The following is a 20,509-nucleotide window of genomic DNA, read 5'->3' as shown; positions in this document are numbered from 1 at the left end:
TACCCGGCATGGCGGCGACATGGCGGACGTTCGGATCAGTGTGACGAAAGAAGCGCCGGGCAGGCCGCTGGCGAAGTCGCGCCTGCTGTTCATCGACAACATCCGCTGGTCGATGATCATTCTCGTGCTGAGCATGCACGCAGCCGACACCTACAGTCCGTTCGGCAATTGGTACTATGTCGACCGGCGGGAGACCGGCTTCGGCACGGCCCTCTTCTTCGGCATCTATCAGAGCTTCCTCCAGGCCTTCTTCATGGCCGCGCTATTCTTCATCGCCGGCTATTTCGCCGTCGGCGCCTTCGATCGGAAAGGACTTTCGAAATTTGCGCGTGATCGGCTGATCAGGCTCGGCTTGCCGACTTTGCTCTACATGTTGGTGATCGGCCCGCTGACGCAGTATTTTCTGTCATGGACTTGGGGCAAGGGCGGTTTCGGCCATCAATGGCTGACCCATCTGATGGACGGCGAATGGCTTTCCGAGACGGGACCGATGTGGTTTTGCGCGGTGCTGCTGCTGGTCTCGCTCCTCTATGGCCTGATCCGCCAGACTGGATGGCGGGAGCCCAAGGTTGCGCTGTGCGGCACGGGGATTGTTCTGTTCGTTGCGGCCATGGCGGCACTCACCTTCGCCGTTCGCATTGCCATCCACGCCGATACCTCCGTGCTCAACGTTCACCCCGGCGATCTCCCGCAATACGCTCTCATGTTCGCAGCCGGCGCCGTCGGCTATCGCGGCAATTGGATGCTTGGGCTTGCCGCGCGCTCCTGTATCCGCTGGGGACTGCTCGCGCTGTCGCTCTCTGTGCCGCTGTTTGCAGCGCTCGTGCTGTTCGGGGGAGGCCTGCAGGGTGACACCGCGCTCTATGCAGGCGGCTTCAACTTCGTCAGTGCCGGGAAGTGCCTGTGGGAGGCGCTGGTCTGCGTCGGCATGGGTCTCTTGATGCTGGCCGTCTACCGCCGCTATTTCGACGCGCAAGGGCCGGTCGCCAGATGGCTCTCGGACAACGCCTTCGGCGTCTACCTGATCCATCCGCCGATCCTGGTCGGCTTTGCCCTGCTTCTGCACGCACTGCCGCTCTTCGCACTCACGAAGGCGCTCCTGCTGACCATGTTGGCCGCGATCGGCAGCTTGGCCGTCTCGGCCCTGATCCTGCGCAGATCGCCGCTGCGCGCGATCATATAGTCGTATGCCGCGGTCCGGATCGAACCGCGGCGTACGAGCTGGTGCTTACATGAGTGCGTATTGAGCCCGTTCCCGCTTCGCCAGCAGCGGCAGGGCTTCGCCGGCGATCCAGGTCTTGAAATGTGCGCTCTCCTGATGCGCCTTGAAAGCCGCCTCGTCGCGGAACAGCTCGTAGAACAGGAACTGGGCCGGATTGTCCTTGGCGCGCGAGATCAGGAACAGCTTGACGCCGTCCTCGCGCTGCGCCTCCGGCAGGAAGCGGTCGAGCGACCTTGTCGGCCTCGCCGGGCTTGGTCTCCCATTGCGCGACGACGAGCAGGCCGCCGCCGTCGACGGCGTCGCTGAGGGATTTCTGCGTGGCATAGTGGTTCATGGTCCTTGCTCCTTGCTGCTGGGCTTGAGATGACGCCGCCGCCCATGGCGAGAGATAGATCGCCAGGACGGCTCCGAAGGCCCGGATCACCGACCTGCGGCTGAACGCTTCGTGGACGCGCGGCACCAGCCGCTGATGTGTCGATCGCATGCTTGTCTCCATCGGTTGGCCTCGATCGCGATCGGCGCAAGCTTGTAGCGAGGGGCTGCCGGCTTTGGTTCGCCGCTGATCGAAGTGTCGATGTCGTGAACGCTTCGATCATGATCGAAGCGTTGTGGTCGCCCGTGCGGGATCCCCGACTGCACCGGCGCTGATCGCCGGCGTCACGCCGCATTTGATTTTGGCGGCGAATTTCGCTACCGCCTTTTCCCGTGGATACGCTCAGGGTCAGAGACGCCAAAGACGTCGAAGAGGTGGTGCGCGCGGCGATTGCCAACGAGCAGCCGCTCGAGATCATCGGTCATGGCAGCAAGCGCAGCATTGGCCACACGATGGCGACCAACGCCGTGCTCGACCTCTCCGCGCTGAATGCCGTCACCTCCTACGAACCCAACGAGCTGATCGTCACGCTCCAGGCCGGCGCGCCGCTGGCCGACGTGCTGTCGCTGATCGATGCCAAGAACCAGCAATTCGCCTTCGAGCCGATGAATACGGCGCCGCTGCTCGGCACGCCCGCGTTGGGTACCATCGGCGGCATGATCGCGGCCGGTCTCGCCGGTCCGCGGCGGATCAAGGCGGGCGGGGCGCGCGATCACCTGCTCGGGGCGCACGCCGTCTCCGGTTTCGGCGACAGCTTCAAGACCGGCGGCAAGGTGGTGAAGAACGTCACCGGCTACGACCTCTGCAAGCTGCTGGCGGGGTCCTGGGGCACGCTGTCGGTGATGACCGAGGTGACGCTCAAGGTGATGCCGAAGCCCGAAGCGGAGCGGACGCTGCTGCTGCGCGGGCTCGACGATGCCGTCGCCAACAAGGCGATGACCGCGGCGCTCGGCTCGCCCTTCGACGTCTCCGCCGCCGCGCATCTGCCGAAATCGGCCTTCCGGGCGAAGACCGACGGGCTGGGCGACATCGCCAGCCAGGGCGAAGCGCTGACCGTGCTGCGGCTCGAGGGCATCACGGCGTCCGCCGCGCACCGCGCCGGCTCGCTGCGCGAATTGCTGGCGCCGTTCGGAACCGCGACGCTGGTCGAGGATGCGGCGTCTGCCGCATTGTGGGCCACGATCCGCGACGTCCTGCCGTTCGCGGCCGGCGGTGCAGTTGGGGCCTGGCCGGTGTGGCGGATCGTCTGTCCGCCGGCTTCCGGCGCGGCGCTCGGGACCCAGCTGGCGCGCGAGACCGGCGGCGACATCATCTACGATTGGGGCGGCGGCCTGATCTGGGCCGCACTGCCGCCTAAGGCCGATGCGCATGCCCCGGCCGTGCGCCAGCGCGCCGATGCGGTCGGCGGGCACGCCACGCTGATCCGGGCGGCCGAGGACGTCAGGCGCGGTGTCGACGTATTCCATCCGCAGGCGCCCGGCATTGCCGCGCTGAGCGATCGGGTCCGCGCCAGTTTCGATCCGAAAACCATTCTCAACCGGGGGCGGCTGACGCGGGGCGCTGCGGCATGAAGACCGAATTCTCACTGGCGCAGCTCGCCGACCCCGACATCGCGGAAGCCGACAAGATCCTGCGCGCCTGCGTCCATTGCGGCTTCTGCACTGCAACCTGCCCGACCTATGTACTGCTAGGCGACGAGCTCGATAGCCCGCGCGGCCGCATCTACCTGATCAAGGAGATGCTGGAGAAGGACCAGGCCCCGACGGCCGAGGTGGTCAAGCATATCGACCGCTGCCTGTCGTGTCTGTCCTGCATGACGACCTGCCCCTCAGGGGTGAACTACATGCACCTCGTCGACCAGGCCCGGGTCCGGATCGAACAGCGCTACCAGCGGCCGCTGACCGAGCGGCTGTTGCGCCAGGTGCTGGCCTTTGTCCTGCCGAATCCGCAGCTCTTCCGCACCAGCATGTGGCTGGCGCGGCTCGCCCGTCCGCTTGCCGTATTCCTGCCGACGCCGCGGCCGTCGGCGACGCCCGGCCTGATCCAGCGCCTCAAGGCGATGCTGGCGCTGGCGCCGAACCGTCTGCCGTCGCCGGGCCCGCTCCCCGGCAGCGTGTTCGCGGCACTCGGCAAGAAGCGCGGCCGGGTCGCGCTGCTGCAAGGCTGTGCCCAGCAGGTGCTGGCGCCGCGCATCAACCAGGCCGCCATCAGCCTCCTCACCCGCCACGGCATCGAGGTTGTCCTGGTCCGGGACGAGCAGTGCTGCGGCGCGCTGACCCATCATCTGGGCAACGACCAGGATGCGTTGGCGCGGGCCCGCGCCAACGTCGCGGTGTGGCGAAAGGAAGCGGTCGGCGAGGGGCTCGACGCCATCCTGGTGACGGCCTCCGGCTGCGGCACGGTGATCAAGGACTACGGCTATCTCCTGCGCGAGGACACGGCGTTCGCCGCCGATGCAGCGCAGGTGTCCGCGCTCGCCAAGGACATCACCGAATTCGTTGCCGGCCTCGAGCTCGCGACCACTACGCGACAGGACAACATCGTCGTCGCCTATCACTCCGCGTGTTCGTTGCAGCACGGGCAGAAAATCACGGGCCTTCCGAAAGAATTGCTTTCCAAGAATGGATTCGTGGTGAAAGATGTGCCGGAGAGCCATTTGTGTTGCGGCTCGGCGGGGACCTACAACATTCTCCAGCCCGAGCTTGCGGGCCGGTTGCGCGACCGCAAGGTCGCCAACATCGCAAGCGTCAAGCCGGACATGATTGCCGCGGGCAATATCGGCTGCATGGTGCAGATTGCCAGTGGCACGTCAGTTCCGGTCGTACACACGATTGAGCTTCTCGATTGGGCTACGGGCGGGTCGCGGCCGGCATTGAATGCCTCGAGCTAGCCTTCGTCCGGAGGTGACGGCTGAAGACGCCCGATCGACCATTGTTCGGCGGCAACAGGAGGACCACGATGGCGAAAGCGAAGAAGAAAAAAAGCAAGAAGGCCAAGAAGGCTGTAGCGGCGAAGAAGACCGCGAAGAGGGCAGCCAAGAAGTCCGCGAAAAAGTCTGCCAAGAAGTCTGCGAAGAAATCTGCCAGGAAGGCCGCCCCGAAGAAGGCCGCCAAGAAGGCTGCGAAGAAGTCGGCCAAGAAGGCTGCCAAGCCGGCTGCACCGAAGAAGGCCGCAAAGAAAGCGGCACCGAAGAAGGCGAAGGCAGCTCCTGCGCCGAAGCCCTCAGCGCCGGTGGCGGCTCCGGCTCCGGAGCCCGCCGCCGAGACAAGCTGGGCGATGCCTTCGTCTTCTGCGGAGCCGACGCCGGCCGAGGAGCAAGGTTAGGCCCCGAGGTAGGGTCCAAGGGGAGGCCCAAAGTCAGGTCCAAGGTGAGGGCTAAGGCTGGGTCCATCCCGACGACAACGACCGACAACAGGAAGGCCGCGGCGGTGATGCTGCGGCCTTTTTGCATCGGCACAATGGTCTCGGCGGTTGTCGTTTCTCGCGTCAGTCCGATTCGTGGCACAGGCACCACTGCACCGGCGGCTCCCGTATTAATCCGGGCGGCTCTGTGCACTTTGGAATGAAAATAATGTGATCGAGAAGCAACACAGGCGGACAACCTTCTGTAGAATCGTCAGAACGCCTAAAAAGTCGGCAGATGCTCGTGATTTTTGCTTCACGGTTCGCATCCTCCCATCCAGATTGTCGCGGTAACGAAATTTTGCAGACACGTCGTACGCCCGGGGGGCTTCCGGGAAACCGACTGGGTAGAACTGGTGATGGGGATCGAAATGAAAAAAGTGGCTTTGTTGGCAACGGCGCTGGCAATGGTGACGGGTTCGGCTTTCGCGGCAGACATGCCGGTCAAGGCTCTGAAGGCCCCGCCGCCGCCCGCCTTTGACCCCTGGGATGTCGCCTTCGGCGCCGGCATCATGAGCGATTACATCTTCCGCGGCGTCACTCAGTCGAACCACAATCCGTCGGTCGCGGCCTATTTCGAGCCGCGCTACAACGTCAACAAGGACCTCCAGCTCTACGTCGGTGCGTCCGCGGAGAGCATCTCGTTCCCGAACCGCGCCGCGGCTGAAGTCGACATCTACGGCGGTATCCGCCCGACCTTCGGCATGTTCGCCTTCGACTTCGGTATCTGGGGCTACCTCTATCCGGGCGGAAGCTGCTTCGGTTCGCAGGGCACCCTCGCCCAGGGCAATTGCGGCACCGGCCTCGACAATTCGCAGGGCGCGATCGGCCTTCCGATCAACGGCAACTTCGCCAAGAAGGACGCAAGCTTCTACGAAGTCTATGCCAAGCTGAATCTCAACATCAACGACCAGTGGGTCGTTGGTTTCAACGAGTACTATTCGCCGAACTTCCTGAACCTCGGTGCCTGGGGCAACTACGCCTCGATCACCGCCAAGTGGACCGCGCCGAGCACCACGTTCGGTGCCAGCGGCGTCGGCATGTATGTGTCGGGTGAATTCGGCCGTCAGTGGCTCGGCACGTCCGACATCTTCTACGGCATCGCCGGCGACCCGCTGTATTCCAACGGCATCAAGGAGCCGAGCTACAACACCTGGAACGTCGGCGTCGGCTTCACCTACAAGGTGTTCACGCTCGATCTGCGCTACTACGACACCGACCTCTCGAAGGGTAACTGCAACGCCTTCACCAGCGACTTCTCGGCCACCAACTCCAGCCCCGGTTTCGTGACGCCCATCAATGGCGGCGCGAACGCGGCCACGGCGTTCGGCTCCAACTGGTGCAGCGCGGCCGGCGTCGCCAAGCTCTCGGTCGACCTGACGGCGATGACCAACCTGAAGTAAGTTTCTTCCCTAGACGACCTAACGAGGGCGGCAGAGCAATCTGCCGCCCTTTTGCTTTGGGCGTAGGGTCGTCTGTGAGAGCGCTCGGCCTGCATTGGTTCGAGACGCGCCGTAAGGGCGGCGCTCCCCACCATGAGGGTCTAGGATCTTGCCGCGAGACAGGCCTCATCCTGAGGAGCCCGCCGGAGGCGGGCGTCTCGTAAGGATGGCTGCAACGAAGGTCCTGTCGAGGCTAGCCTCAGGCTTGGTTGTGCCGCCTCAGCTCGCCGCGGTCGGCTCCGCCTGGGCCGGCTCGCCGTCCTTGCCGAGGACGTGGATCTCGCCGTCCTTCACCAACGCCACCTTGCGGGTGTGGAAGGCGTCGAGCGTCGAGCGGTGGCCGATCGAGACGATGGTGGCCTGCGGCAGCTTCTCCGCCAGCAGCCGGTACAGCCGGGCTTCCGATGGTTCGTCCAGCGACGCCGTGGCCTCGTCGAGGAACAGATAATCCGGCACGTGCAGCAGGGCGCGCGCGAGCCCCAGGCGCTGCTGCTCGCCGAGCGAGAGCGTCCTGTTCCAATGACCGTCCTCGTCGAGTCGCTCGGCCAGCTTCGGCATGCCGACCGCAATGAGTGCGTCCCGGATTTTCTCCGGTGCGACGGCGCCATGTTCTGCCGGGTAGATGACCGCGTCGCCTAGCGGGCCGATCGGGAAGTAGGGGCGCTGCGGTAGCATCATCAGCTTCGATTTCCCGGGTATGGCGATGGTGCCGGTGCCGAACGGCCAGACGCCGGCGATGGCCCGGAAAAGCGTCGACTTGCCGGAGCCCGACGGCCCGGTCACCAAGACCCGCTCCGCCGGTTGGATCGTGAAGGCATCGGCTGCGACCAGAGGCGCACCGTTCGGTAGCTTCACGAGCAGCTGCTTGAGCGCAATCGCCGTCGTGATGCCGGATGGTGCAAGGCCGATGGTCGGCTCATGCGTCGGTGGGTGTGCGGCCGAGGCCACCGACATCTCGAAGCCGTCGAGACGGGCGACGATCGCGCGCCATTCCGCCAGCGCCCGGTAGGCCACCACGAAGAACGACAGCGCACCCTGGACGCTCGAGAAGGCCGATGCCGTCTGCATCATGTCGCCGAGCTGGATCTTCTTGGCGAAGAAGGCTGGCGCCACCAGCACGTAGGGAAAGATCACGGCAGCCTGCTGATAGCTCGCCGTGAACGCGGTGAGGCGCTTGGTCCGGCTCATGATGGCGTACCAGTTGCCGATCACGAAGCCAAAGCGACGGAAGAGACCGCCGCGTTCGGCACCCTCGCCCTTGAGCAGCGCGATCTGCTCGGAATTCTCGCGGACGCGGACGAGGTTGAAGCGGAAGTCGGCCTCATAGCGCTGTTGCTCGAAATTGAGATTGACCAGCGGGGCGCCGATCCAGTGCGTCAACGCGGTGCCGAAGATCGCGTAGATCAGCGCGCCCCAGCACAGGTAGCCGGGGATCATGAGATCGGTGCCGAACAGGTGCAGCGGCGCGGCGTTGGACAGGCCCCAGAGGATGATCACGAAGGAGAACAGCGTCACGATCGACGAGAGCAGGCCCAGTCCGATCGTCAGGGTCTGCTCGACGAAGTTCTTGACGTCGTCGGTGATGCGCTGGTCCGGGTTGTCGGCCGCATCGCCCTTGAGCTGCATGCGGTAATGCGTCGAGCCGTCGAGCCATTCGCGGAGATAGTGTTGGGTGAGCCACTGCCGCCAGCGGATCTGGAGCCACTGGTTCAGGTACAGCTTGTAGACCGCCAGCGCGATCGCCGTGAAGGCGAGGCCGATGAAGATCCAGATCTGCGTGACGAAGGCGTCCCAGTCGCTGTTCTGGAGCGCGCTGTAGAACCGGTTCTGCCACTGGTTCACCAGCACGTCGATCGCGACCAGCGCCAGCTCGATCGCGATCACGGCGGCGAGCAGGCCGCGGCCGACCCACTTGTCCTCCGATCGGAAATAGGGGGCGGCGATTCGCCAGACGATCGCGAGCGTGGCGCTGATGTTCTTCACAGAGCTCTGTCTCCTGAGGGGATGTGCACAACGCCCATAGGCCAAATGGCTGTGGCAACGGCAGAAAGCGCTTAGACTAAAGTCGCAAGTTCAGCAATTTGCGTTGGCTTGTCGCAGCCTGCAACCCTAGCATGGGTACAACGGCGCGGGGCGGGGGCCTCCGGGACTTCGCGGGCTTGTGAGCGGACGGGAACCGCCGCACCCGCGAGGAATTCGCGTCCAGCTCGGGGGTTATCGCTTCCAGCGTCAAGCAGGTTCGGCTGTCCACGCGGGCCGCCTGCCGCAACAGGCGTGGGGGAGGAAGACCATGTGGAATCAAGTCTATGACCCGCTGCACAGCCCGGTGCTGTCGACGATCGCGGCGGCAATACCCGTCGTCACGCTGCTGATCCTGATCGCGAGCGGTCGCGTCCAGGCCCATATTGCTGCAATCATCGCCGTGATCGTGGCCAACCTGATCACGATCTTCGTGTTCACCATGCCGGCGAACATGTCGATCCGCGCCTCGATCCTCGGCATCGTGACCGGCTTCTTCCCGATCGGCTGGATCGTTCTCAACGTCATCTTCCTCTACCAGGTGACGGTCACCACCGGGCGCTTCGAGCTGCTCAAGCGCGCGGTCGGCGGCGTCACCGAGGACCGGCGGCTGCAATTGCTGCTGATCGCGTTCTCCTTCGGCGCGTTCTTCGAGGGAGCCTCGGGCTTCGGCACGCCGGTCGCCATCACGGGCGCCGTGCTGATCGGGCTCGGCTTCTCGCCGCTCGCGGCCTCCGGCCTGTCGCTGATCGCCAATACCGCGCCGGTCGCTTTTGGCGCGCTGGGCACGCCGATCCAGGGTCTTGCCTCGGTCACCGGGCTTGATCCCTACATCCTCGGCGCGATGGTCGGACGGCAGTTGCCGATCTTCTCTCTGATCGTGCCGTTCTGGGTGGTGTGGGCGTTTGCGGGTTGGAAGGGCATGAAGGACGTCTGGCCGGCGATCCTCGTCACCGGCGTGTCGTTCGCGGTCCCGCAATTCGTGATCTCGAACTTCATCAATCCCTGGATCGTCGACATCGGGGCGTCGCTGATCTCGATGGGCGCGCTGATCCTGTTCCTGAAGGTCTGGCAACCCAGGCAGCTCTGGTTGTCGCCGGCGCTGCGCGGGAACGATGAATCGGCCTCCACCATGGCCGCGGCCAAGCCGCTCGACAAGACGCCGCTGACGCAGAGCGAGCTGTTCAGCGCGCTGCTGCCGTGGATCATCGTCTGCATCGTGATGCTGGTCTGGGGCAATGGCGGCTTCAAGACCTGGGCGAACTCGATCTTCACCTGGAACTATCCCGTTCCCGAGCTGCATCAGATGATCAACAAGATGCCGCCGGTCGCGCCAGGGCCGACCAAAGAGAGCGCGGTGTTCGGCTTCACCTACCTGTCCTTCACCGGCACGGGCATGCTGATCGCGGCGATTATCTCAGGCTTCCTGATGGGTGTCGGTCCCGGCAGGCTGCTGATCCAATACGGCCGCACCATACGGCTCTGCGCGATCTCGCTGATCACGATCTCGGCGATGCTCGCAATCGGCACGCTGACGCGGCTCTCCGGCGTCGACGCAACGCTCGGCCTCGCCTTTGCCGCAACCGGCGTGCTCTATCCCTTCTTCGGCACGCTGCTCGGCTGGCTCGGCGTGGCGCTGACGGGATCGGACACTGCCTCCAACGTGCTGTTCGGAAACCTCCAGAAGATCACGTCCGAGCAGCTCGGCCTGTCGCCGATCCTGATGGCCGCGGCCAACTCGTCCGGCGGCGTGATGGGCAAGATGATCGACGCGCAATCGATCGTGGTCGCCTCCACTGCCACCAACTGGTACGGCCATGAGGGCACGATCCTGCGCTTCGTGTTCTGGCACTCGATCGTGCTGGCCTCTCTGGTCGGCCTGTTCGTGACGTTGCAGGCCTATGTCTGGCCGTTCACGGCGATGGTGCTGAAGTAGCAGGCCACGCCTCGCCTCAACGCAAATCCCCGCAGGGCTTCGCCGCCTTGCGGGGATTTTTGCATCTAAAGCACTATCCGGAAAAGTGCGAAGCGGTCTTCCGAAAAGATCATGCTCAAACAACAACCTGAAGCGCGATGACGATTCGTCCCAATCTCATCGCGCTTTAGCGTCCGCGAACCTTCTCAACGGCGCCGCCGTCTTATAGAAGGTGCCGCAAATCAGGTCGGTCGAGAGGTCTCATGGTTTCGCTCAAGCAGATGGCGTGTTTGGCAGTTGCAATGCTCGCGATGTCCACGCTCGCGCGTGCAGAGGACGGTTTTCCGTTCGGTACCGAGATGACGCTGGAGGCCCTGCCGCAGCCGGGCTCGAAGCGGATTCCGAACATCGAGATCGGCGACAATGGCGAAGTCGTGCTGGAGCTCTGGTGCAAGGGCGGCAAGGGCCAGTTCTCGGTCGCAGGCAACACCGTGATCTTCGTCCCCGGCCAGATCCAGGACCGTTCCTGCCCGCCGGCCAGGGCGCAGGCCGACGACGAACTCGTCGCGTCGCTGAGCAGCGTCGAGACCTGGAAGCGTCAGGGCGACGTACTGACACTGATCGGTCCCAAGCCGCTGCGCTTTCGCACGACGGGGAATTGAGGCGCGATCGCTGTCGTGCCCCGGCTTGACCGGGGCACCCAGTACGCCGCGGCCTCTCGATTCAACCACAACTGTCTCGGAGTACTGGATCGCCCGGTCAAGCCGGGCGATGACGGCGAGAGTGGGTGTCTGCGCCTACTTCCACACCGACTTGTCGGCGTCCCAGCGCTGGCCCTTCAGCTCTTTCACGAGCGCCTCGACTGAGCCGTTGTCGTCGGGCTGATCGCCTTCCTCGTCGGCCGACGCGTCATCCGAGAGGTTGAGCTTGGCGCCGCTGCTCTCATCGGCGGTCGTCGTCGAGGGGCTGCCGATCCAGAGCATCAGTTTGTCGGTCGTGCCCGGCTTGTCGGGCGAGATGAGGCCTGCAACCTCGATCGTGTCGGTGAGCTCGAGTGCCGGAAAATCCTGGTTCGGCCGCTTGAAGACGAGCTTGAGCTTGCCGGTGGCCGGGTTGAAGCTGTGCGAGACCTGCTTTGCCGCAAGCGTCCGGCCCAGCACGCCGGCGACGGCTGAGGCGAGCTTGTCACGGCTGATCTTGTCGCCGTCGCGCCAATCGGCCGCGGGAAAGCGGATGGTGCGGTCCATCTCGGTCATGCCCGCGGTCCAGCCCGCCGCGGTGACGCCGGGCATCGCCTTGAACTTCGCCAGCAGCGCGCCGGCGCGTTCCGGATCGACCGACATGTTGATGGTCTGCTCGCCGGCACGCAACGCGTCGCAGCCGACGGTCAGGCTCGCCAGCGTCACCTCGACGTCCTGGCCCTTCAGGCTCTTCAGGAACTCGGTCGCCGCATCCAGCTTGACCTTGACCGCGATCGCTTCCGGCGAGACGTCGGTGAAATCCTTCGGCTGCGGCGTGATGCCGTCGTCGGAAGTCTGGTTGTCCTGAAATTCCTTCTCGCTGAGATCGGAATTGTCGGGCGAGGTGACCTCGGTCACGGCCTGGCCGATCGCGATCTGGCCGCGGAACTCGAACGTGTCGCCGGGCTGTTTGCGCAGCAGCTTGACGGTGACGGGCGCCTTCTCGCCGAGGCTCTGCGTCGTGCCCGTCAGGTTCTGGCCCGCGACCTGGAGATTGACGACGAAGCGGTCCTTGCGGTCGGAATTCTTTGCGACGGGATAGCAGACGTCGAGCACGGCCGCCGTCACCGTCTTGCCCTGCCGCGTCTCCTTCAGGATCACGTCGGCATTGCCGTCCATCAGGCCGTCGATCGAGGTGAAATAGCGGGTCTCCGTCCCGCCCGGCGCCGCGGCCTTCGGCGACAGCTTCATCTGGGCCGATGCGACATCGGGCGAGACGGCAAGCAGGGCCGCCAAAAGGGCTGTCGAACAAACCAGAAGCGCACGCATCGATGAATCCTCGCGCAATCGAATCGGCGCGCCACCGTAGTGGGTTTTGGCCGCCGGTTGAATTGGAAAGCAGAAGGGGCAGGGTCGGCAAAAAAGAAGGCCGCCCGGAGGCGGCCTTCGCAACATTGTAACGGAACGGAGGCTTAGAAGCCGCCCATGCCGCCGCCGCCCGGCATGGCGGGCGGAGCTTCCTTCTTCGGCGTTTCGGCGACCATGGCCTCGGTGGTCACCAGCAGGCCGGCCACGGACGAGGCGTCCTGCAGCGCGGTGCGGACCACCTTGGCGGGATCGATGATGCCCTTCTCGACCATGTCGACATAATCCTCGTTCTGGGCGTCGAAGCCGAAGGTCTCGGACTTGTTCTCCAGGATCTTGCCGACCACGATCGAGCCTTCCACGCCCGCGTTCTCGGAGATCTGGCGGATCGGGGCTTCCAGCGCCTTCAGCACGATGTTGATGCCGGCCTGGACGTCGGCATTGGCGTTGGTGAGACGGCCCACCGCCTTCTTGGCCCGCAGCAGCGCGACGCCGCCGCCGGGGACGATGCCTTCCTGCACCGCGGCGCGGGTGGCGTTGAGCGCGTCCTCGACGCGGTCCTTCTTCTCCTTGACCTCGATCTCGGTCGCGCCGCCGACGCGGATCACCGCGACGCCGCCGGCGAGCTTGGCGAGACGCTCCTGGAGCTTCTCACGGTCGTAGTCCGAGGTGGTCTCCTCGATCTGGGCCTTGATCTGGCCGACGCGGGCCTCGATCTCCGGCTTCTTGCCGGCACCCTTGACGATCGTGGTGTTCTCCTTGTCGATCACGACCTTGCCGGCGCGGCCGAGCATCTTCACCGTGACGTTCTCGAGCTTCATGCCGAGGTCCTCGGAGATGAGCTGGCCGCCGGTGAGGATCGCGAGGTCCTCGAGCATGGCCTTGCGGCGGTCGCCGAAGCCCGGCGCCTTGACGGCGGCGACCTTCAGGCCGCCACGCAGGCGGTTGACGACCAGGGTGGCCAGCGCCTCGCCCTCGACGTCCTCGGCGATGATGACGAGCGGCTTGCCCGACTGCACCACGGCTTCCAGCACCGGCAGCATGGCCTGCAGGCCGGACAGCTTCTTCTCGTGCAGGAGGATGTAGGCGTCCTCGAACTCGGCGGTCATCTTCTCGGGGTTGGTGACGAAGTAGGGCGACAGATAGCCGCGGTCGAACTTCATGCCCTCGACGATGTCGACCTCGGTGTCGAGCGACTTGTTCTCCTCGACGGTGATGACGCCCTCGTTGCCGACCTTCTGCATCGCCTGGGCGATCATCTTGCCGATGGCGGCATCGCCGTTGGCCGAGATGGTGCCGACCTGGGCGACCTCGGAGGAGGCGGCGACCGGCTTGGCGCGCTTCTCGATGTCCTTGATGACAGCCGTAACCGCGGTGTCGATGCCGCGCTTGAGGTCCATCGGGTTCATGCCGGCGGCAACCGCCTTGGCGCCTTCGCGCACGATGGCCTGGGCCAGCACGGTCGCGGTGGTGGTGCCGTCGCCGGCGGTGTCGTTGGTCTTGGAGGCGACTTCGCGCAGCATCTGCGCGCCCATGTTCTCGAACTTGTCCTCGAGCTCGATCTCCTTGGCGACGGTGACGCCGTCCTTGGTGATGCGGGGCGCGCCGAAGCTCTTCTCGATGACGACGTTGCGGCCCTTCGGACCGAGCGTCACCTTGACGGCGTTGGCGAGAATGTCGACGCCGCGCAGCATGCGTTCGCGCGCGTCTCCGGAAAACTTGACGTCTTTGGCAGCCATTTCTTCAATCCCTCGTGTTTCGTGATGTGTCCGCCGCTTGCGGAATGACCGAATGCCCGGATCGCGCGATCCGGGCATGACATTCAGCGGCTGTTCAGGCTGACGGCCTTAGGCCATGACGCCCATGATGTCCGACTCCTTCATGATCAGGAGCTCTTCGTTGTCGATCTTGACCTCGGTGCCCGACCACTTGCCGAACAGCACGCGGTCGCCGACCTTGAGGTCGATCGGGATCAGCTTGCCGGCCTCGTCACGGCCGCCGGGGCCGACGGCGACGACCTCGCCCTGGGACGGCTTTTCCTTGGCGGTGTCCGGAATGATGATGCCGCCCTTGGTCTTTTCCTCGGCGTCGATACGTTTGACCACGACACGGTCATGCAGCGGACGAAATTTGGATTTAGCCATGACGTTTCCCTTTGGAGGCTCGCTTCGGAAGGAATGGAAGTGGATAGGGGCGGCGTCCGTCCACCCTCTTGCCGAGGATCGAACGGCGCGCTTAGCAATCGGGCTTTCCGAGTGCTAATAGTGCGCCCGGAAATATGGCTTGGCCGCGATCCTGTCAAGCAAGGGTGGTTAAGCGATTGGTGAGGCGGATATAGGATCGTGTCTAGAGAAACTTATTGGTCGCGCTGGCGTATAAAGGACGTCATTGCTCCGACAGCGGTTTTGCGCTTGGCTGCGGGAGGGATGCGGTCGGGGTCTCATTTGGGGGACGGTTTGCTCGGGGGAATGTCATGATCAGTTCAGCTCACGCACGCACGGTTGCCAATCTGACGGCCGCCTCCTGCCTGGCGCTGCTGCTTGGCGCCTGCGGCGGCGGTATGAGCCTGCCGTCGTTCTCGTCGTCTTCGCCGCCGCCCGAGGCCGAGCCCGGCACCGGCCCGGAAATGCCGGCGAGCATCCGCGCCGACGAGATCGTCGGCCGCTGGGGTCTCGCCTCGTTCCAGAATCCGGCCGACCGCGCCCGCACCGAGGCCGCGGCCCGGGCGCAGTGCAAGAATCCCTACGTGATCACCGCCGGTTCCTCCGGCGGCGTGATCATGCATCTCGCCGACCAGGCGACGCCGCAGGAGCTGCGGCTGAAGGGCTCGCCCAGCGGCAAGAACTACATCGGCCCGGCGGGTCCCACCCCCGGCGAGCAGGACCGCGAGATCGTCTCCTTCGACGGCCGCGTCCTGATCACCCGGTTCATCGACAAGGACGCCGCCACCCGCTACGGCAACATGGTCTACGTCCGCTGCGCGCCGCGGGCGTAGTCTCTCCTTCGTCATGCCCCGGCTTGACCGGGGCATCCAGTACGCCGCGGCCTCTCGGCTCAATCACCGCCGCCTCTGGAATACTGGATCGCCCGGTCAAGCCGGGCGATGACAGTGAAGGGGATGGCTCCAAAACAAAAAAACGCCGGCTCTCGCCGGCGTTTTGTTTTTCCGTAGTGCCGCGCCCGATCAGTCGAACAGCGCGTCGATGTCGTCCTGCGAGGCGCGGCCGACGTCGCCGGCGAGCTTGGGGCCGTTGAGGAGCTTTTCGTCGTCGCTGCGGGTGTCGGCCGGCGCGGGCACATGGGCCTTGATCGCGTCGACGCCGCCCCAGATCTCCATCATCGCATTGATGTGCTGCTCGATGAACTTCATCGTGGTCATGACCTTGCTGATGCGCTGGCCGGTCAGGTCCTGGAAGTTGCAGGCTTCGAAGATCGAGATGACGCGTTCCTGGATGTCGTCGGCGAGCCGCTTCTGCTGGTCGGCCGATTGCACCTTGGACATCGCGCTGGCCGCCTGGTCGATCGACTCGGCGGCTTCGAGGATCTGCTGGGTCGCCTGCTCGGTGCCGCCGACGACCGCGCCGAGCTCGCCATTGACCTTGGCCATCTCGCCGCCGTCGAAGCTCTTGCCGTGCAGCGTCGCGATCTCGCGCTTGGTGCGATCGATGGCGTCGTGGATGAGGTCGAGCTCGACCTTCAGCTTCTCGCACTGCTCGATCTGTGCCCGGTAGGTATCGAGCATGGTACGAGCTTCAGAGAGCTCGTGGGCGGTGGAGGCGTCGATCGCCGCCATGGCCGCGCTGCCGGACAAGGGCACGGTGCCCTTCGCCATCTGTGCGCGGATCGCACGCAGCTCCGCCATGATCTCGTTATGCATCGGCGCAGCCTCCTCAATCATTTCGGGGCTGGGCATCTCGCCGACAATAGCCTCCTCGACACGAAAACGTTTGCGGTGAATAGCCATCAGGAACTCCCCCCACCTCACTCACGCGTCTTTGTAGACAGAAGCAATTTAACACGAGGTTCACAGCGGGAACTGTTGCGCGGCCGCACGCGACGGCGCGAAAAGAAGCGATTAACCATGGGCCTGCGGCGTTCATCGAAAATAAACGCTGATCGCCAAATTGCACCCTCGCTCGCGACGTGGTGAATCGAATCGGCTGATACGTTTACCAAACAAAACGGCTTTTGCTCTTTATTGACCACGTCGCGGTCGCCGGTCAGCCATCGGCTCTGCACGACGCATGTGATCTAGACGAAACAGTACAGAGTACGTCGATGTTCAAGAAAATGTCTGTCGCGCTGCTTGGCAGCGCTTGCACCTTCATTGCCGGCGCGAACAGCGCCAGCGCCTTCGACAATAGTGTGCCGAACGATCCGCCCGCGGTGCTCTACCAGCCGCAGGTGCAGCCGGCGCCGGTGCGTGTCGCCTCCAATGCGAATATGGGCGGCGGCTTCATCGAGTTCCTGTTCGGTGACAGTCCCGGCCGCGGCCCGGCCTACGCGCCGCAGCAGCCGGTTTATCAGCAGCAGCCCGGCTATTACGACCAGCGCCGCCTGCCACCGATGGGCGAGCCGCAGATGCAGGGTGGATATCAGCAAGGCGCAGGTCTCCAGCAGGAGGCGGTCGATCCGCGCCAGCGTCCGTTCGATCCGAGATTCGAGAAGCAATCCGTCGACTATAGCGGCAAGGAAACTGCCGGCACCATCGTGGTCGATACGCCGAACAAGTTCCTCTATCTGGTCGAGGGCAACGGCCGGGCGATGCGCTACGGCATCGGCGTCGGCCGTCCCGGCTTCACCTGGTCCGGTGTGAAGTCGATCACGGCCAAGCGCGAATGGCCGGACTGGACGCCGCCGGCGGAAATGATCGCGCGCCGGCCCGACCTGCCGCGGCACATGGAAGGCGGCCCGGAAAACCCGCTCGGCGCGCGCGCGATGTATCTGGGCTCGACGCTCTACCGCATCCACGGCTCCAACGAGCCCTGGACCATCGGCACCAACGTCTCCTCAGGCTGCATCCGCATGCGCAACGAGGACGTCATCGACCTCTATGGCCGCGTCAATGTCGGCACCAAGGTCGTGGTGATGTGAGCGCCTGACGTTCGACATGAAAACGGCCGCCTTCCGGGCGGCCGTTTTTGTTTGTCGCGCTGATCGGGCAGCCTCACGCGTAGTCGCTGCCGCCATCGTCTCCGCCGCCGAAATCGCTGTCGTCGTCGGCTACGTCCATATTGCCGTTGTCGTGGTCGTTGTCGTCGTAGTTCTGATCGTTGTTGTTGTTGTCCCGGTCGTTCGACGCCTGGTCGGTGAAGCCCTGGCGGGAACCGTCGTCGCGGTCGCGGTTGGAGCCGATGTCGTTGAGACCGGCATCGCGCGCGAGCGAGCCGCCGGACTGGTCGCTGCCGCCCCATGGACTTCCACCAGCGCTGCGGTCGCCGAGCGCGTTGGTGTCGCCGAACGCCTGCTGGTGCGATCCGCCCATCATGCCGCGGATGCTGGAGAGCAGCAGCGAGCCGCCGACGACGCCGGCCGCGGCTGCCGCCGCGGTGCCGAGGAACGAGCCGCCGCCACCGCCCATCGGCGGAGCGCCATAGCCCTGACCCGGAGCTTGACCGGGACCTTGACCTGGGCCTTGGCCGTAGGCCTGTCCATAAGGAGGCGGCGCGCCGTAACCGGGCTGCGTCTGCGGCATCGCCTGACCGGTGTTCCAGACTGGCCGCGAGTCACGCGGCGGCACGTTCGGAACCGAGCCGCGCGAGGGGCCTCCGCCGAACAGCGAGTCGCGCATGGTATCGAGGAAGCCGCCGGACTGCGCCTGCTCGGGCGCATGGGCCGCTTCCAGCTCCTGGATGCGGTTATGGGCGCGCTTCAGCGCTTCGTCCTGCAACAGCGTGGTCTGCACCAGCGCGTAGACGGCGCCGGGGGCCTTGCGCAGGCCATCGGAGATCGCGGCGATCGCGTCGGGATCGCGCGGTGCATTTTCCAGTTTCGAAAGCCGGTCGAAAAGCTCGTCGACGAGCTGGCGTTCCTGCGGCGTCATGATCAGTCTCCCTCGCTCAAACCAAGCGCGAGGCAGATGTAGGGTTCCATTGTGGCCCCAACAGTGCCGGCCGGATTAAATTTCGGTATGCGGCAAGCTGCCCAGCGGCTTGCTTTCCGCCGGTTTCACCCCAGCGTGACGCTGCTGTCGGCCAGCAGGCGCGCAAACGCATCGCCTGAGAGATAAGCATGCTCGCGTTCGCGGACGTCCGTCATCGGATCGAGGCCGGCGAGGATGTCGTCGACGAAGCCGGGGTGGCACATCACGAGGCCACCATCGGGGAGGCCGTCCAGAAATTGCCGCATCAAGGCGCCGAAATCGGCCTCGCGCGTAAAATCATAGGCGCCGGCAAAGCCGGGATTGAAGCTGAGGCCGGCGCTGGCGGCGCGGCGGCGGAACTGTGCGCTCAGGATATCGAGCACCATGGCTTTTGGTGAGGCCAGCCGCTGCACGAGCGGCAGGTCGCGCCCGCCCTGGCGGACCCAGGCTTTCGGCGCGGCTTCGCTGACCGCATCGACAAAGCCGTCGCGCACCTGCGGATAGAGCTGCACATGCTGGTGGCCGTCGACGAAGTCAGGCGCGCGCCCGAACGCTTCCGCGAACGCCGCCAACTGCGCCTTGACCTCATTGCGAAAGAATTCGCGGTCGAGCCGGCGCGCAAGGCCGGCGCGCAGCAGCTTCGGGAACGGCATGAACATGTCGCCGTCCAGCGGTCGGAAATGCATGGTGAGCGGCCGGAACGGCGCCGACAATGTCACATGCAGGCCGATCGCGCAGCGCGGGCTCGCTTTCGCCGCCGTCTGGAGCGCCTCGATCTCGCCGCGCTCGATCGCCGGTCCCACCATCATCACAGAGGTAGCATTGAGACGGCCGCGTTCGATCAGGTCGCGGATGGCGCGATTGACGCCCGGGCTGATGCCGTAATCGTCGGCGCAGAGCCAGATCCGCCGCAGGCCCGCGGCCGCGCTCATTCGGCGGCCGTCCTCTTCGAGGCGTCGTCGGCCTTCCCGGTCTCGAAATGCTTTTCGCTGTGCTCGGCGACGAAGTAGATCGGGCGCGCCTTCAGCTCGGACAGGATCTTGCCGATATATTCGCCGACGATGCCGATCATGATGAGCTGCACGCCGCCGATGGTCATCAGGCCGATCACGAGCGAGGGATAGCCGGGCACCTGCTTGCCCGTGGTCCAGACTTCCCAGAGGATCGAGAGGCCGAACAGGAAGGCGCCGCCGGCGAGGATGACGCCGAGCAGGCTGGCGAAGCGCAGCGGTGCCACCGAGAACGAGGTCACCCCTTCGATCGAAAGACCGAGCAGACGCGCGGCGCTGAAGGTCGTCACACCATGGGTGCGCGGCGCGGGCTCGTAATCGACGCGGATCTGGCGGAAGCCGATCCAGCTCGCGAGGCCTTTGAAGAAGCGGTTGCGCTCCGGCAGCTGCCTGAGCGCTGCGACCGCGCGCGGCGACAGCAGGCGGAAGTCGCCGGCGTCTTCAGGGATCTTCTGGCGCGCGCCCCAATTGATCAGCGAATAGAACCCGCGCACGGCGACGCGGCGCAGGAAGGGCTCGTTGTCGCGATGCGCCTTGGCGGTATAGACGACGTCATAGCCGTCCTCGATCCAGTGCCGCACCAGCTGCTCGACCAGGGCCGGCGGATGCTGACCGTCGCCGTCCATGAACATCACGGCGCCGAGCCGGGCATGGTCGAGGCCGGCCATCAGCGCCGCCTCCTTGCCGAAATTGCGCGACAGCGACACCACCTGGACGTCGACCGCGTCGGCCGGCAGCGACCGGGCGATCGAGAGCGTCGCGTCCGCGCTGCCGTCGTCGACATAGACGACTTCGCAACGCAAGCGATAGCGCTGCTGCAAGGTCTTGGCGAGATCGCAAATGCGCTGGTGCAGGGCGGCGAGGCCCGCCGCCTCGTTGTAGACGGGGACGACAATCGACAGCCCCTTCGCGGCGGCACTGGCCGCGGTGGTCGTCATGCCGGAAACGTCAGAGCCCAGCGTCATTGATCAAGGTTCCAGAGGCGTCCATGGTTCTCAA

At 65.0% G+C, this 20,509-nt stretch carries 18 protein-coding genes; 9 read left to right on the top strand and 9 right to left on the bottom strand.

Annotation, left to right across the window (positions count from 1 at the left end; all coding sequences use genetic code 11):
- Positions 1-19 precede the first annotated feature (19 nt).
- Entirely contained in the window at positions 20-1,183 is a 1,164-nt protein-coding gene (locus HAP41_RS37110) for an acyltransferase family protein (RefSeq protein ID WP_166083651.1), read from the top strand.
- A 45-nt stretch (positions 1,184-1,228) separates the two neighbouring features.
- On the opposite strand, the gene HAP41_RS37105 is transcribed toward HAP41_RS37110, so the two are convergent.
- On the bottom strand, positions 1,229-1,546 hold the full coding sequence (locus tag HAP41_RS37105) for a putative quinol monooxygenase (protein WP_224580641.1): 318 nt from the start codon (positions 1,544-1,546) through the stop codon (positions 1,229-1,231).
- 381 nt (positions 1,547-1,927) lie between these two features.
- On the opposite strand from HAP41_RS37105, the gene HAP41_RS37100 reads away from it, so the two are divergent.
- The 4 genes from HAP41_RS37100 to HAP41_RS37085 all read left to right on the top strand — a co-directional run bounded on the left by HAP41_RS37100 (position 1,928) and on the right by HAP41_RS37085 (position 6,400).
- Positions 1,928-3,166: an FAD-binding protein gene (locus tag HAP41_RS37100; RefSeq protein WP_166083665.1), complete on the top strand. Its 1,239-nt coding sequence runs from the start codon at positions 1,928-1,930 to the stop codon at positions 3,164-3,166.
- Positions 3,163-4,485, top strand: a complete 1,323-nt coding sequence (glcF, locus tag HAP41_RS37095) for a glycolate oxidase subunit GlcF (protein WP_166083672.1) — start codon at positions 3,163-3,165, stop codon at positions 4,483-4,485. The genes HAP41_RS37100 and glcF overlap by 4 nt, the downstream gene beginning before the upstream one ends.
- A gap of 68 nt (positions 4,486-4,553) precedes the next feature.
- Positions 4,554-4,919, top strand: a complete 366-nt coding sequence (locus HAP41_RS37090) for a histone (protein WP_166083682.1) — start codon at positions 4,554-4,556, stop codon at positions 4,917-4,919.
- 449 nt (positions 4,920-5,368) lie between these two features.
- The gene (locus HAP41_RS37085; protein ID WP_071909500.1) at positions 5,369-6,400 is read left to right on the top strand and encodes a TorF family putative porin; all 1,032 of its coding nucleotides are present in this window, start codon (positions 5,369-5,371) and stop codon (positions 6,398-6,400) included.
- A 258-nt stretch (positions 6,401-6,658) separates the two neighbouring features.
- Here the strand turns inward: HAP41_RS37085 and HAP41_RS37080 are convergent, their stop codons facing one another.
- Complete coding sequence (locus tag HAP41_RS37080; RefSeq protein ID WP_166083700.1) at positions 6,659-8,422, bottom strand: ABC transporter ATP-binding protein/permease; 1,764 nt, start codon at positions 8,420-8,422, stop codon at positions 6,659-6,661.
- A 307-nt stretch (positions 8,423-8,729) separates the two neighbouring features.
- Here HAP41_RS37080 and HAP41_RS37075 point away from each other — a divergent pair, with 307 nt between their 5' ends.
- On the top strand, positions 8,730-10,394 hold the full coding sequence (locus HAP41_RS37075) for an L-lactate permease (RefSeq protein ID WP_135214805.1): 1,665 nt from the start codon (positions 8,730-8,732) through the stop codon (positions 10,392-10,394).
- A gap of 242 nt (positions 10,395-10,636) precedes the next feature.
- A complete protein-coding gene (locus tag HAP41_RS37070) occupies positions 10,637-11,035 on the top strand; it encodes an META domain-containing protein (RefSeq protein WP_063985629.1) in 399 nt (132 codons plus the stop codon).
- A gap of 135 nt (positions 11,036-11,170) precedes the next feature.
- On the opposite strand, the gene HAP41_RS37065 is transcribed toward HAP41_RS37070, so the two are convergent.
- The 3 genes from HAP41_RS37065 to HAP41_RS37055 form a co-directional block, all read right to left on the bottom strand.
- The gene (locus tag HAP41_RS37065; protein ID WP_166083705.1) at positions 11,171-12,382 is read right to left on the bottom strand and encodes a hypothetical protein; all 1,212 of its coding nucleotides are present in this window, start codon (positions 12,380-12,382) and stop codon (positions 11,171-11,173) included.
- Between the two features lie 143 nt (positions 12,383-12,525).
- Positions 12,526-14,157: a chaperonin GroEL gene (gene groL / locus HAP41_RS37060; RefSeq protein ID WP_071909505.1), complete on the bottom strand. Its 1,632-nt coding sequence runs from the start codon at positions 14,155-14,157 to the stop codon at positions 12,526-12,528.
- A gap of 108 nt (positions 14,158-14,265) precedes the next feature.
- The gene (locus HAP41_RS37055) at positions 14,266-14,562 is read right to left on the bottom strand and encodes a co-chaperone GroES (RefSeq protein WP_014491914.1); all 297 of its coding nucleotides are present in this window, start codon (positions 14,560-14,562) and stop codon (positions 14,266-14,268) included.
- Positions 14,563-14,891: 329 nt separating this feature from the next.
- Here HAP41_RS37055 and HAP41_RS37050 point away from each other — a divergent pair, with 329 nt between their 5' ends.
- The gene (locus HAP41_RS37050; RefSeq protein ID WP_166083719.1) at positions 14,892-15,413 is read left to right on the top strand and encodes a hypothetical protein; all 522 of its coding nucleotides are present in this window, start codon (positions 14,892-14,894) and stop codon (positions 15,411-15,413) included.
- Positions 15,414-15,602: 189 nt separating this feature from the next.
- Here the strand turns inward: HAP41_RS37050 and HAP41_RS37045 are convergent, their stop codons facing one another.
- Positions 15,603-16,382, bottom strand: a complete 780-nt coding sequence (locus HAP41_RS37045) for a protein phosphatase CheZ (RefSeq protein ID WP_166083724.1) — start codon at positions 16,380-16,382, stop codon at positions 15,603-15,605.
- 314 nt (positions 16,383-16,696) lie between these two features.
- Here HAP41_RS37045 and HAP41_RS37040 point away from each other — a divergent pair, with 314 nt between their 5' ends.
- Positions 16,697-17,512 (top strand): L,D-transpeptidase, encoded by an 816-nt coding sequence (locus tag HAP41_RS37040; RefSeq protein WP_166083736.1) that lies wholly within the window; start codon positions 16,697-16,699, stop codon positions 17,510-17,512.
- Positions 17,513-17,585: 73 nt separating this feature from the next.
- Here the strand turns inward: HAP41_RS37040 and HAP41_RS37035 are convergent, their stop codons facing one another.
- The 3 genes from HAP41_RS37035 to HAP41_RS37025 form a co-directional block, all read right to left on the bottom strand.
- Positions 17,586-18,461 carry a DUF2076 domain-containing protein gene (locus HAP41_RS37035; protein WP_166083738.1) on the bottom strand — a complete coding sequence of 292 codons (876 nt, stop codon included), beginning with the start codon at positions 18,459-18,461 and terminating at the stop codon, positions 17,586-17,588.
- A gap of 125 nt (positions 18,462-18,586) precedes the next feature.
- Positions 18,587-19,432, bottom strand: a complete 846-nt coding sequence (locus tag HAP41_RS37030) for a ChbG/HpnK family deacetylase (protein ID WP_166083748.1) — start codon at positions 19,430-19,432, stop codon at positions 18,587-18,589.
- On the bottom strand, positions 19,429-20,475 hold the full coding sequence (locus tag HAP41_RS37025; RefSeq protein ID WP_063985621.1) for a glycosyltransferase family 2 protein: 1,047 nt from the start codon (positions 20,473-20,475) through the stop codon (positions 19,429-19,431). Before HAP41_RS37025 ends, HAP41_RS37030 begins: the two co-directional genes overlap by 4 nt.
- Between the last annotated feature and the right edge of the window lie 34 nt (positions 20,476-20,509).

It is taken from the genome of Bradyrhizobium barranii subsp. apii (assembly GCF_011516635.5).
GTDB classification, from domain to species: domain Bacteria; phylum Pseudomonadota; class Alphaproteobacteria; order Rhizobiales; family Xanthobacteraceae; genus Bradyrhizobium; species Bradyrhizobium barranii.
This window is presented reverse-complemented; position numbering and strand designations above follow the sequence as displayed.